This window comes from Clostridium sp. Marseille-P7770, assembly GCF_902143525.1.
Classification (GTDB): domain Bacteria; phylum Bacillota; class Clostridia; order Lachnospirales; family Lachnospiraceae; genus Pilosibacter.
This window is the reverse complement of the sequence record NZ_CABFVC010000003.1, coordinates 393710-406838: the sequence shown is the minus strand read 5'-3', so window position 1 is coordinate 406838 and position 13129 is coordinate 393710. Positions and strand designations below refer to the sequence as shown.

The following is a 13129-nucleotide window of genomic DNA, read 5'->3' as shown; positions in this document are numbered from 1 at the left end:
ATACGGTGATCTAAAATGCAGATGCGCGGTAATTCAATTGCCGATATAGTTCACGGGATCATGATCGGCGAACGGGTAAATTCGTTTTTTTGTACCTTTCCTGATTTCAGCTCCCGCACCATCCGGCAGATCTCAGATGCGGTCAGATTTTTCTCAAAAAGCGGATAGACTTCCGGGGAGAGAATCTCGTTGGCATCAGCGGTCTTGACGATGACAGGGATATCGCAATGCTTTTTCAATTCCGATAAAAGTGCTGCGGATGTTTTTCGGAATCCCAAGATCCGGACCCATGGAGCGTAATCGCAGGCAGCAAATCCCCTTTGGTCTTTGTCTGTGATATCCAGCATGAGATTCATAAGAGCGCGGCTGACCTTCGCGTAAGTATACTGCCGGTCTTTTCTGGCTGCGGTCAGTGCATCGGTCCGGAGAAATTCCAGACGGTTTTTATAGAGCTTTGCGGCGAGGTCCTCCGGCATACCGGAAATGCTCTGAATTTTTTCCAGAGCGGAAGTCAGGATCTTCTGTTCTATCAGGAGAGAAAAATCATCCGGAAATAATGGAACCTCGGATTCGGCCTGCAGACTTTCAAAGTGGGAATCCGGGAGAACAGCTGAGAGAAAATCCGGATCCTGCGCAGAGATCGCCTTTCGGATCGCTGTTGCAGAAGCGAAAGAGCCGTCCCGCCCTTCGGAGTGATACCCGGGATCGGAGCGTTTCAGGGTCCAGGGTTCGACCGCGGAAGAAAATTCCTTTAATGCCTTCAGGTACTCAACCGCAAGGATATCGTTGGGCGATACAGGAACAGAATCTTTTCTGGCAAGAGCCAGTGCCTGTGGGTAGGTAAGGCCGCTTCGGAGACTTTTACGGATCAGATCCGACTGTTCTTCCGTCTCTGTGCCGGCCTGGTCTGCCAGTTCCTGCAATTTTTCGATTTCCCCTACTTCACTGCCGAAGGAGAGCACATCGATGATCCCCATATGATGAAACAAAGAGATTCCGCAGCGTGCGAAATCCTGGGCAGCGCTCAGACTTCCGAAAACGGGCATTTCGACAACGAGGTCAGCGCCGGAGAGAAGCGCGGAGCGAGTCCGGAGAAACTTGCTGTAGATTGCCGGGGCCCCGCGCTGTATGAAGTCACCGCTCATGACGACCGCGATGAAATCGGCTCCGGTCCGGCGTCTTGTCTCTTCAATCTGATATTTATGGCCATTGTGGAATGGATTGTATTCTGCAATGATGGCAGCTGTTTTCATAGTAGATCTCCTCAACTTGTGCAGATCATTTGCCTGCATTCGTTATCTAATATCATAGTCGAAACAAAATCTTAATGCAATATTTATTGTTCTCAAAGAAAAAATGTGATATACTGCGACTAAGCAGCGTGTGAAAGACTGATTGTTCCAGAATGATAAGAATATTCAAAAATATCAGAAGGAATTCGGAGCGGCTGCCTTAGCGTTACAGTTATATCTTTGCGGCGCATACCGCAATCTTCGAAATAAGACGCAGAAAGGATGGATGCTATATGAAACTGATCTACGCAATTATCCGGTATGACAACGAGGACGATGTGACGACATCACTCACAAAACACAAATTCAGTGTGACCCGTCTTTCTACGACCGGCGGATTCCTGAAAAAAGGGAATACGACCCTGATGATCGTGACGGAAGAAGCGCGGGTTGATGAAGCGATCGATATTATTAAAAAGGAGTGCGGCCACCACCAGAAGATCACGATCAATATGCCGTATGTATCCGGTTCCTCCATGGTCCACTGCGCAACAATGCCGATGTCGGTCGATGTCGGCGGTGCGACGATCTTTGTTGTAGATGTTGAGCGGTATGAGAAGATCTGACCGAAAAATGATACTGACAGAGACTGCTGCAGCAATGTGAACAATAAATATGACTGCGGTCCTGCAGAGAAAAGATAAAAGATACAAACAGCTCCGGCAATCAGTATTCCTGGTCGACCGGAGCTGTTTGTTTACGCGAACAACGAGCCAAAGTCCGTGCTTGCGCGAGACCTTGGCGACTGTCGCGATAACAAGGGGAAACTCGCGAAGCGTGTTTTCACTTGTTACCGGAACGTTCGATGAGATTTCCGGGTAGGCAGACAGCTGCTCTCGGTCAAACTTCCGATGCGCCCGTTTTTTTACCGCATTGTTTTAAATTTAACGAGAGGTACTGAAAAAAGTGCAAAAAATTGGAGAATATAGTCTTGTATCCAGTATTTAGCTGCGATATAATAAAAATACGTATGAAAACCCATATTGAGGAAGGAGTCAATCATCATGGCATTTATTGATCTTATGAAAGAAAAGGCAAAACAGGATGTAATGACAATCATCCTGCCGGAGAGCAACGATAAGAGAACTCTTATTGCTGCAGCACAGGTATTAAAGGAGAAGACCGCTGACCTGATCATGATCGGAAAAGAGGAGAAGATCATGGATGGTGCTCACTGGCTGGAAGTTGACCTTACTGGCCTTAAGGTAGTAGATCCGGATACTGATCCGAAGTTTGACCACTACGCAGAGACCCTGTTCAAATTAAGAGAGAAAAAGGGTATGACTCTCGAGAAAGCACAGGAGATCTTAAAGACAGATTACATCACATACGGCGTTATGATGGTAAAAGAAAAAGACGCTGACGGACTTGTTGCAGGTGCTTGCCACGCAACAGCTGATACATTAAGACCGGCTCTTCAGATCTTAAAGACAGCTCCGGGAACAGAGCTCGTATCCGGTTTCTTCATCATGGACGTTCCGAACTGCGAGTACGGTGCAAACGGCACATTCTTATTCGCTGACTGTGGTTTAAACCAGGATCCGACATCTGCAGAGCTCGCTGCAATCGCTGACAGCTCCGCTAAGAGCTTCCGTGCACTTGTTGGTGAGAAGCCGATCGTGGCTATGCTTTCCCACTCCACAAAGGGCAGTGCGAAACACGCACTCGTAGACAAGGTTGTAGAGGCTACAAAGATCGCAAACGAGAAGTACCCGCAGCTTGATCTTGACGGTGAGTTACAGCTTGATGCTGCAATCGTTCCGTCCGTAGCAAAGGCAAAAGCAAAAGGAAGCGAAGTTGCCGGACATGCTAATGTATTGATCTTCCCGAACCTTGACTGTGGTAACATCGGTTACAAGCTGGTTCAGAGACTTGCCAAAGCAGAAGCTTACGGCCCGATGCTCCAGGGTATCGCTAGACCGGTCAACGACCTTTCCCGTGGATGCTCCGCTGAGGATATCGTTGGTGTAGTTGCTCTTACAGCTGTACAGGCTCAGATGGCTTAATCTATAATTACTTAACAACAATGGGGAACGACGCAAAATCGATCAAGAGGAAACGGCGTTCCCTTTTTGGCAACAACTGTAATATCCAGCCTTCGTTCCGGAGACCGGAAGACACAGATTCTATTTTATAATCACAAGGAGTTTTATCTCTCATGAATATTTTAGTTATCAACTGCGGAAGCTCTTCCTTAAAGTACCAGTTAATCAACTCTGATACAGAGGCAGTTCTTGCAAAAGGTCTCTGCGAGAGAATTGGTATCGAAGGAAGCCAGATCACATACCAGCCGGCAGGCGGAGAGAAGGAAGTTACCGTTTCCCCGATGCCGACACACACACAGGCGATCCAGATGGTATTAGACGCTCTCACAAACAAGAAGAGCGGCGTTATCGCAAGCCTTGCAGAGGTTGGTGCTGTTGGTCACCGTGTCGTACACGGCGGTGAGAAGTTCACTTCTTCCACAGTGATCACAGATGAGGCTATGAAAGCAATCGAAGAGTGCAACGATCTTGCACCGCTTCACAACCCGGCAAACCTGATCGGTATCCGCGCTTGCCAGGAGCTTATGCCGAACGTACCGATGGTAGCTGTATTCGATACTGCATTCCATCAGACAATGCCGGAGGAGGCTTACCTTTACGGCCTTCCGTACGAGTACTACGAGAAGTACAAAGTAAGAAGATATGGCTTCCACGGAACTTCCCACAGCTTCGTATCCAAGAGAGCTGCTGAGGTTGCTGGAAAACCGTACGAGGATTTAAAGATCATCGTTTGCCATCTTGGAAACGGCGCAAGTCTTTCTGCTGTAAAGAACGGCAAATCCGTAGATACAAGCATGGGTCTTACACCGCTTGAGGGTCTTATCATGGGAACACGTTCCGGTGATATGGATCCGGCTATCATGGAATTCATCGCTAAGAAAGAGAACCTTGACATCGCAGGCGTTATGAACGTTCTGAACAAGAAGTCTGGTGTTCTTGGCCTTTCCGGCGTATCCAGCGACTTCCGTGACATTGAGGAAGCAGCTGAGGCTGGCAACGACCGCGCAGCGAAAGCTCTTGCAGCTTACAACTACCGCGTTGTTAAGTACATCGGTGCTTACACAGCAGCCATGGACGGCGTAGATGTGATCGCATTCACAGCAGGTCTTGGCGAGAACGGCAAGTCCATGAGAAAAGCTGTTTGCGAGCATTTATCCTACCTCGGCATCAAGATCGACGACGAGGCTAACAGCGTAAGAGGAAAAGATATCGTGATCTCCACACCGGATTCCAAGGTTAAGGTTATGGTTATCCCGACAAATGAGGAGCTTGCGATCGCAAGAGAGACTCTGGCTCTCGTAAAATAATTTTGGACAGTTTGTCCGTGCAGATATCTGCACGGTGAACCGATTAGCAATGACGCTGACCCGTTCAGAACCCTGTGAGAGCAGGAGATGAGCGGGTTGGCTTCTGTGCTGTCTGGAGGTTTTAACGGCCTCAGGACGGCTTTGGAGCCCTCACGACATACGCTGGGGTTCTCACAGGTACGAAAATATTTCGTCCCTGGTGCTCTTAATGCGCGCTCTGGCGCGGTTAAGAATTTGTCACAAGAACAAGGTTTTAGCGCAGAAATGCATGAAAACAGAGCTTTTAAAATTTAATATTTTATTAGAAAAAATGTTGACAAATTGTTCCTGTTCATATATAATATCTTAGTGCGTATTAGGAGAAACGTAATATGCTGATTAATTTATCTGAAGTTTTTACTCTGGAAGGCAAAGAGAAAACGTGGGAAGTACCGTTTGAGGCGAAAGCTTATAAGGGAACCCGTGTTGAGTATCCGGTGGTCTCTGCGAACCCGGTAAAGATCACTGTAAAAAACCTTGGAAACAGACATTTAAGTCTTACGGGAAATACTTCCGTGACTCTTGCGATTCCCTGCTCAAGATGCCTGGAACCGGTGAATTACACCACAGACATCGAGTTCGACCAGGAGATCGATATGAATGCTTCCGATGAGGACAGAGTGAAGGACTTGGATGAACAATCTTATTTATCTGGTTATAATCTGGATGCCGATATGCTGGTTTGCAACGAATTATCGTTGTACCTGCCTATGAAGATCCTCTGCAAGGATGATTGCAAAGGGATCTGCAGCAAATGTGGAGCAAATCTCAACAAAGGAGATTGCGGCTGTGATACATGGGTTCCTGACCCGCGGATGGCAGCCATCCAGGATATTTTCAAACAGTTTAAGGAGGTGTAACCATGTCTATCTGTCCTAAGAATAAATCTTCCAAAGCGAGAAGAGACAGCCGCAGAGCGAACTGGAAAATGTCCGCTATGAACTTAGTAAAGTGCAGCAAGTGCGGTGCTTTAATGATGCCTCATAGAGTATGCAAGGCATGCGGCAGCTACAACAAGCGTGAAATCGTTAAAGTTGAAGACTAATTAAGAATTATGAGATCCTCCGGCGGCTTTCCCCGGGGGATTTTTTCGTCTACAACAAGAAGTCAGATACTGCGGTGTCTGGCTTTTTGCTTTTGAAACGCAAATGCGTATTGATGTCAAGGATGTCGATGGCGTAAAAACCACAAATCGACATCCTAAATTTATGATTCATATTCTGCTAAACCATTGTTGTCGATTGAAAATATTGACAATCCTATTAGCATAGACTATACTTGTTTTATAAATAAATATTCAGAAACCCAAAAAGTGTCAGACAATAAAGCAAATACTAAAGAGGAACAGTAGATTATTAACAGTTAATATAAATTATAAAATCATATATGAAAGGAAAGAAACTATGAGACTCGAAAATTTGACTTGGCCGAAAGCTCAGGAATATTTTGAAAAAAATGATATGGTACTTGTTTCTATCGGCAGTATTGAGTGTCACGGCCGTCACATGCCGCTTGGAACCGATACACTGATTCCGGAGCACTTGTTGGAGAAAATTGAGAAGAAGAGTGATGTTTTGATTGCTCCCACCATTCCATATGGTTCCTGCCCCAATTTTGCTCCGTATCCTGGTACAATTGATATTGACGACGAGGTACTCTATCAGTTTTGCCGTCAGGTTTTCCTGAGTCTGTATCGTCACGGCGCAAGAAAATTCGTTTTCCTGAACGGACACGGCGGAAACATCAAGATGATTCAGCGCCTTGGCATGGAATTCGAGGATAAGGGCTGTCTGGTTGCTATGCTTAACTGGTGGCTGATGGCATGGGATATGAACCCGGCGTGGAAAGGCGGCCACGGCGGTGGTGAGGAAACGGCTGCGATTCTTGGAATTGATCCATCTTTAGTTGATAAGAGTGAGATAGATGGTGAACTCCAGTTTAAGCATCTGTCTGAGAATCTGAAGACAACCGGTTTCCGTTCTGTTGAGTATAAGGGAGTTACCGTTGAGATTCTTCGCAAAACTCCGCATGTTACCGACAGCGGCTGGATTGGACCAGATCATCCAAGTACCGCTACAGAAGAGTGGGGCAAGGAAATGCTCGAGACCACAGCAAACTATATTGTTGATTTCATGGAAGAGTTCAAGAAAGTTAAACTTTCATAAAGAGGTGTCAGAACGGATAAGAAAGTGACGCTGGAAATTTTTTTAAAATGTGATACGAAAAGACCGCCGGTTCAGATTTCTCTGGTAACCGGCGGTCTTCCCTATGAGCAAAACAATTAAATGTAGAAGAGCAATGCATCGTATGTCGGATACGGGAGATAATCCTCCGGGATCAGGACTTCCGCATCGTTGACAGCCAGACGGATCTTTTCCATTTCGGTAAGAATCGTATCGTGGTAGTAGGTACCGGCCTTTAAGTAGTCATCCATACCTTCGGCGGTACCGATCATATCCTTTAAGGTATCGAGCTCATCAGAGATCACATCTGCGAGCCCGGAGAGCTTTGTGATCAGCTTTTCTTCGGCCTTTGTTGTAATGCCGGGAACGAGCTCTTTTTTAGAGCTTCCTGTGCATGCAAGGTCATTCACATAGGAGAACAGAGACGGAAGGAAGTCTTTCTGAACCATCTCCTCCATAGTCTTTGCCTCGATGTGGAGAGTCTTCGCATAATCTTCAAGAAGGATCTCGTAACGGGAGAAGAGCTCCTCTTTTGTGAAGACTTCATGTTTTGTGAAGAGCTCAATGTTCTTTTCGTCGATGAAATGCGGAAGAGCCTCCGGTGTGGACTTGAAGTTCGGAAGACCGCGCTTCTCGGCTTCTGCAAGCCATTCGTCTGTGTAGCCGTTTCCGTTGAAGATGATCCGCTCATGCTTCTTAAAGGTATCTTTTAAGAGCTCATGAATTGCGGAATCGAGGTTCTCCCCGGTAAGTCCGTCCAGGACTTTGCAGAATCCGGCGAGGGACTCGGCAACGGCTGTATTTAAGATCACGTTCGGACCGGACAGGGAGAGGGAAGAGCCCGGCATACGGAACTCAAACTTATTTCCTGTGAAGGCGAACGGTGAGGTACGGTTACGGTCCGTGTTGTCTTTTGTGAAGTGCGGGAGCACCTTCGGTCCGATGGACATCTGAACAGCGCCCTTTCCTTCAAAATATGTATCAGATTTAATGGAATCGACAACAGCCTCAAGTTCTTCTCCCAAGAACATGGATACAACAGCTGGCGGTGCTTCGTTTGCGCCGAGACGATGGTCGTTTCCGGCTGTGGCAACGGAGATCCTTAACAGATCGGCGTAATCATCAACAGCCTCAACAACAGCTGCTAAGAACAGTAAGAACTGTGTGTTCTCAGCCGGTGTCTTTCCCGGATTTAACAGGTTCTCGCCGGAATCTGTGGAGAGTGCCCAGTTGTTGTGCTTACCGCTTCCGTTGATGCCTTCGAACGGCTTTTCATGGAGCAGGCACGCGAGATCATGGCGGTCAGCTACCTTCTTCATCATCTCCATGACGAGCTGGTTGTGGTCAACGGCAACATTGACGGTCTCAAATACCGGAGCAAGCTCATGCTGAGCAGGAGCAACCTCGTTGTGTTCTGTCTTTGCCGGGATGCCGAGTTTCCAGAGCTCTTCGTTCAGGTCCTCCATAAAAGCTTCGACTCTCGGTTTGATGGAACCGAAGTAATGGTCATCCATTTCCTGTCCCTTCGGAGCCGGAGCACCAAATAAGGTACGTCTGCAGAAGATCAGATCTTTTCTCAGACGGTAGCAGTCTTTATCGACCAGGAAATATTCCTGTTCTGCACCAACGGTGGTGTTGACGCGTCTGACGTCTGTTTTTCCTAAAATGTGAAGTAAGTGGGTAGCTTCTTTGCTGACGGCTTCCATGGAACGGAGCAGCGGAGTCTTTTTATCGAGTGCCTCGCCGCTGTAAGAACAAAAGGCAGTTGGGATACAGAGTGTATGTCCCTTGATGAATGCGAAAGAGGTAGGATCCCATGCGGTATATCCGCGGGCTTCGAAGGTGGCGCGTAAGCCGCCTGACGGGAAGCTGGAGGCGTCCGGCTCACCTTTTACAAGTTCTTTTCCGGAAAATTCCATGATCGCTTCGCCGACACCGGTCGGAGAGAGGAAACTGTCATGCTTTTCAGCTGTGATGCCTGTCATCGGCTGGAACCAGTGAGTGAAGTGGGTCGCACCGTGTTCGAGCGCCCATTCTTTCATTGCGACTGCAACAGAGTTCGCGATATCCAGCTCCAGATGGGAACCGCTGTTGATCGTTTTTGTAAGGGCTTTGTAGACATCCTTCGGGAGACGTGCTTTCATTTCGGAGTCGTTGAATACAAGACTGCCATACAGTTCAGGAATACTTTTGCTCATAGATATTTCTCCTTTCAACTCCGCTGGGGAACCTCCTTGCTCCCTGTCTGCGGGAAATTATACAAAGTTTGCTGTCTGCTCCGGGGTATGGAACAGACAGTCATCATTTCGCGGATTCCAAATGGGGGTTTGTGGGGAAGATCCGTGAAATGCGAGAAGGGCGCCGGGGTGTATGTATCATGCACCCAAGCGCCCTTGCTCTTATGGTGGTATAATATACTCATTTTCCGGGATTTGTCAACACATTTTTTTGAAAATTTTTCCGATCACAGACAGCGTTCCTATTATTAAGTTTTTCTGCTTCACCAGTCTGGGCGGGATACCTGATGACGCCGCAAGACCCGGATAAAGAAGAAAGTGGTCCTGTGATTCCGGATAAAAAACTTTTGAAAACTGTAAAAAAACTACTTTACAAATTCGAAAAAATGGAATATAGTAGTTCCATATTTTTTTAACGCAGCAACAAAACCTATGAGCAATTATCCCTGCGTAAAAATGAGTTTCATATGATGTGATTGATTAGACAAAGGTGTCAGAGTCTTAGTACTTCTGTCACCTTTTTTCATGCAATGTTGCATGAGCATGAAGCAGACAGTTTTCGCACATCATAGGAAAAGTTCCCGTAACTGTGAAAAATACTGAACAGTTACAAGTTCCCCACATTCACAATATACATTTGGAGGTAAGGTATGGCAGTTAAATACGTATTCGTCACGGGAGGCGTTGTCTCCGGACTCGGCAAAGGTATTACAGCCGCATCCCTTGGACGTCTCTTGAAGGCAAGAGGGTACAAGGTCACGATGCAGAAGTTCGATCCTTATATCAATATTGATCCGGGTACCATGAATCCGATCCAGCATGGAGAGGTGTTCGTCACCGACGATGGAACAGAGACCGACCTGGACCTTGGACATTATGAGCGCTTTATCGATGAGAGCCTTGACAAAAATTCCAACGTGACCACTGGTAAGATCTACTGGACGGTTCTTCAGAAAGAACGCCACGGAGACTTCGGCGGAGGTACCGTACAGGTGATCCCCCACATCACAAATGAGATCAAGGCGAGATTTTACCGCGCGAAATCCCCGGACGAGGACCGCATCGCGATCATCGAGGTCGGCGGCACCGTCGGCGATATCGAGAGCCAGCCGTTCCTGGAGGCGATCCGCCAGTTCCGCCACGAGATCGGATATCAGAATTCCGTTCTGATCCATGTGACACTCGTTCCGTATTTAAAGGCGTCAGGAGAATTAAAGACGAAACCGACCCAGCAGAGCGTCAAGGCACTTCAGGGAATGGGAATTTCCCCGGATGTGATCGTATGCCGTACAGAGGTTCCGCTCGAGGACGGTATCGAGAGCAAGATCGCTTTATTCTGCAACGTTCCGGAAGACCATGTTCTCCAGAACCTGGATGTAGAATATTTATATGAAGCGCCGCTTGCCATGGAAAAAGAGCGCTTGGCTCATGTGGTCTGCGAATGCCTCAATCTTCCGTGTCCGGAACCGCAGCTTGGTGACTGGAAACAGATGGTCGATGCATTAAAGAATCCGACAAGCGAGGTCACGATCGCACTGGTAGGAAAATACATCCAGCTGCATGACGCGTACTTGAGTGTCATGGAGGCGTTAAAGCACGGCGGGATCGCAAACCGCACAAAAGTGACGATCAAATGGGTCGATTCCGAGTTCTTAAAACCGGAAGCTCTCGACGATACATTCGCCGGTGTTGACGGCATCATCATCCCGGGCGGTTTTGGCTCCAGAGGAACCGAAGGCATGATCCTGGCTGCAAACTATGCGAGAGAGAACAAGATCCCGTTCCTCGGGATCTGCCTCGGCATGCAGATGGCCATGGTGGCATTTGCGAGAAATGTTCTCGGCTATGCGGATGCAAACAGTTCCGAGCTGGATCCGGAGACAACTCATCCGGTTGTCGATCTGATGCCGGATCAGAACGGCGTGGAGAACCTTGGCGGAACGCTTCGTCTCGGCTCCTATCCGTGTGTCCTTGATAAAAAGTCGAAAGCATATTCCCTCTACGGAACAGATATGATCAACGAGCGCCACAGACATCGTTTTGAGATCAACAATGACTACCGTGATGACTTTACATCTCACGGCATGATGATCTCCGGACAGTCCCCGGACGGACATATCGTTGAGATGATCGAGCTCCCGGATCACCCGTTCTATGTGGGGATCCAGGCACATCCGGAATTCAAGTCAAGACCGAACCATGCACATCCGCTCTTTGCAGGTTTTGTTGAGAGTGCTGAGGAGCAGGGGGTTTTGAGACGTGCGAAAAAGCTTCTCATGAAGCGGAACCATCTTTCTGAGCCGGAGGCACACCGGTATCTTCAGAAGACCAGCATGGATACAGGACGGACCATGGCGGAGAGCGCCCATATGGTCACAATGCTGATCCAGGAAGATTAATGGTTTGACTTTAACTGTTTATCATTAAAAAAAGTTAATGCGTTAGCCAAATTATTATCGCAGTTCCTGCATTTGTGTGGTATATTTATTCATGAAAAATATCCTAAATGCATTTACAGACAGAAAGAGAGGATTGAGACCATGTTTAAAGTCAATGAAAATTTTGCCAAACTGCCGGGCAGCTATCTGTTCGCAAATATCGCGAAGAGAGTATCCACATTCCAGGCAGAGCATCCGGAAAAGGAGATCATCCGCCTTGGTATCGGTGATGTGACTCAGCCGATCGCTCCGGCGATCATCGAGGCAATGCACAAAGCTGTCGATGAGATGGGTCATGCGGAGACCTTCCGCGGCTATGCTCCGGAGCAGGGCTATGACTTTTTAAGAAATATCATTGCAAAAGAGGATTTCCAGGAGAGAGGCTGCGACATCTCCGCAGATGAGATTTTTGTATCCGACGGTGCAAAGTGTGACTGCGGAAATATCCAGGAATTATTCTCCTTAGACAGCGTAGTCGCAGTATGCGACCCGGTATACCCGGTATACGTGGATTCCAACGTTATGGCAGGTCGCAGCGGTCTCTACAACAGCGAGACCGGACGTTTTGACAAGATCGTTTACATGCCGTGTACTGCAGACAACGGTTTCCTTCCGGAATTCCCGAAGGAGCACGTGGACCTGATCTATCTCTGCTTCCCGAACAACCCGACCGGTGAGGCGATCAAGAAGGCAGATCTCCAGGCATGGGTAGACTTTGCAAACAAGAACGGCGCTGTGATCATCTATGACGCTGCTTACGAGGCATATATCACTGAGGCTGGCATTCCGCACTCCATCTATGAGTGTGAGGGCGCAAAGACATGTGCCATCGAGCTCCGCAGCTTCTCCAAGAAAGCCGGATTTACCGGTATGCGTCTTGGTTTTGCCGTGATCCCGAAGGACTTAAAGTGCGGCGATGTGAGCTTAAATGCGATGTGGATGCGCCGTCAGGGTTCCAAGTACAACGGAACTCCGTATATCATCCAGCGTGCCGGCGAGGCAGTGTACTCTCCGGAGGGAAAAGTACAGGTTACTGAGCAGATCGCACGCTACATGAAGAACGCAAAGACGATCTATGACGGCTTAAAGGATGCCGGATATACCGTATACGGCGGCGTAAACTCCCCGTATATCTGGTTAAAGACCCCGAATAACATGAAGTCCTGGGATTTCTTTGATTTCCTGTTAAACAATGCGGGAATCGTGGGTACTCCTGGTGCAGGTTTCGGCCCGTCCGGTGAAGGATATTTCCGGATTACTGCATTCGGAACTTATGAAAATTCTTTAAAAGCACTTGACAGAATCAAAAATCTCTGATAAAACAAGAGACATCAAAAAAATATCAAACAAAGGCGTTGAAGGAAACTCCCTTTCGAAGAACTTTACAGAGAACCGTGTGACAGCTGAGAGCGCGGAAGAGATGAGAAAGGCGGGAACGCTCCGGAGCCGGCTGCTCGATATCGGAAACGATGGTAGGACAGCACGCAAGCCGCACGTTACGCGGCCGAGTCGTTAGGATGATGGTCCGACAGCGCAAGCGGCGACTCATGAGTGGCATGAAAATGCAATGCGGGTGGTACCGCGGGAA

The 13129-nt window shown here is 47.9% G+C and carries 10 protein-coding genes; 8 read left to right on the top strand and 2 right to left on the bottom strand.

Features of this window, described 5'->3' with window-relative positions; genetic code table 11:
- Nucleotides 1–50: 50 nt before the first annotated feature.
- Complete coding sequence (locus FN001_RS08990; protein ID WP_185911883.1) at nucleotides 51–1253, bottom strand: tRNA(Met) cytidine acetate ligase; 1203 nt, start codon at nucleotides 1251–1253, stop codon at nucleotides 51–53.
- 272 nt (nucleotides 1254–1525) lie between these two features.
- Here FN001_RS08990 and FN001_RS08985 point away from each other — a divergent pair, with 272 nt between their 5' ends.
- From FN001_RS08985 to FN001_RS08960, 6 genes are all read left to right on the top strand, one after another.
- Entirely contained in the window at nucleotides 1526–1858 is a 333-nt protein-coding gene (locus FN001_RS08985; RefSeq protein WP_118298009.1) for a cyclic-di-AMP receptor, read from the top strand.
- Between the two features lie 438 nt (nucleotides 1859–2296).
- The gene (gene pta / locus FN001_RS08980) at nucleotides 2297–3298 is read left to right on the top strand and encodes a phosphate acetyltransferase (RefSeq protein ID WP_117470288.1); all 1002 of its coding nucleotides are present in this window, start codon (nucleotides 2297–2299) and stop codon (nucleotides 3296–3298) included.
- Nucleotides 3299–3450: 152 nt separating this feature from the next.
- Nucleotides 3451–4644 (top strand): acetate kinase, encoded by a 1194-nt coding sequence (locus FN001_RS08975; protein ID WP_015554503.1) that lies wholly within the window; start codon nucleotides 3451–3453, stop codon nucleotides 4642–4644.
- A gap of 371 nt (nucleotides 4645–5015) precedes the next feature.
- Entirely contained in the window at nucleotides 5016–5543 is a 528-nt protein-coding gene (locus tag FN001_RS08970) for a YceD family protein (RefSeq protein ID WP_118533007.1), read from the top strand.
- Between the two features lie 2 nt (nucleotides 5544–5545).
- Nucleotides 5546–5728 (top strand): 50S ribosomal protein L32, encoded by a 183-nt coding sequence (gene rpmF, locus FN001_RS08965; RefSeq protein WP_015554505.1) that lies wholly within the window; start codon nucleotides 5546–5548, stop codon nucleotides 5726–5728.
- A gap of 358 nt (nucleotides 5729–6086) precedes the next feature.
- Entirely contained in the window at nucleotides 6087–6848 is a 762-nt protein-coding gene (locus FN001_RS08960; protein ID WP_142411587.1) for a creatininase family protein, read from the top strand.
- 116 nt (nucleotides 6849–6964) lie between these two features.
- Here the strand turns inward: FN001_RS08960 and FN001_RS08955 are convergent, their stop codons facing one another.
- Nucleotides 6965–9064 (bottom strand): glutamine synthetase III family protein, encoded by a 2100-nt coding sequence (locus tag FN001_RS08955; protein WP_142411586.1) that lies wholly within the window; start codon nucleotides 9062–9064, stop codon nucleotides 6965–6967.
- 689 nt (nucleotides 9065–9753) lie between these two features.
- On the opposite strand from FN001_RS08955, the gene pyrG reads away from it, so the two are divergent.
- Nucleotides 9754–11502, top strand: a complete 1749-nt coding sequence (gene pyrG / locus FN001_RS08950; RefSeq protein WP_142411585.1) for a CTP synthase — start codon at nucleotides 9754–9756, stop codon at nucleotides 11500–11502.
- A 141-nt stretch (nucleotides 11503–11643) separates the two neighbouring features.
- Nucleotides 11644–12858, top strand: coding sequence for an LL-diaminopimelate aminotransferase (locus FN001_RS08945; RefSeq protein ID WP_118321076.1), 1215 nt, complete (start codon nucleotides 11644–11646; stop codon nucleotides 12856–12858).
- The last annotated feature ends 271 nt before the right edge of the window (nucleotides 12859–13129 follow it).

Excerpts from the sequence above, each read along its gene's own strand:
- FN001_RS08990 (WP_185911883.1), bottom strand. The coding sequence starts at position 1,253 with ATGAAAACAGCTGCCATCATTGCAGAATACAATCCATTCCACAATGGC.
- FN001_RS08985 (WP_118298009.1), top strand. The coding sequence starts at position 1,526 with ATGAAACTGATCTACGCAATTATCCGGTATGACAACGAGGACGATGTG.
- pta (WP_117470288.1), top strand. The coding sequence starts at position 2,297 with ATGGCATTTATTGATCTTATGAAAGAAAAGGCAAAACAGGATGTAATG.
- FN001_RS08975 (WP_015554503.1), top strand. The coding sequence starts at position 3,451 with ATGAATATTTTAGTTATCAACTGCGGAAGCTCTTCCTTAAAGTACCAG.
- FN001_RS08970 (WP_118533007.1), top strand. The coding sequence starts at position 5,016 with ATGCTGATTAATTTATCTGAAGTTTTTACTCTGGAAGGCAAAGAGAAA.
- rpmF (WP_015554505.1), top strand. The coding sequence starts at position 5,546 with ATGTCTATCTGTCCTAAGAATAAATCTTCCAAAGCGAGAAGAGACAGC.
- FN001_RS08960 (WP_142411587.1), top strand. The coding sequence starts at position 6,087 with ATGAGACTCGAAAATTTGACTTGGCCGAAAGCTCAGGAATATTTTGAA.
- FN001_RS08955 (WP_142411586.1), bottom strand. The coding sequence starts at position 9,064 with ATGAGCAAAAGTATTCCTGAACTGTATGGCAGTCTTGTATTCAACGAC.
- pyrG (WP_142411585.1), top strand. The coding sequence starts at position 9,754 with ATGGCAGTTAAATACGTATTCGTCACGGGAGGCGTTGTCTCCGGACTC.
- FN001_RS08945 (WP_118321076.1), top strand. The coding sequence starts at position 11,644 with ATGTTTAAAGTCAATGAAAATTTTGCCAAACTGCCGGGCAGCTATCTG.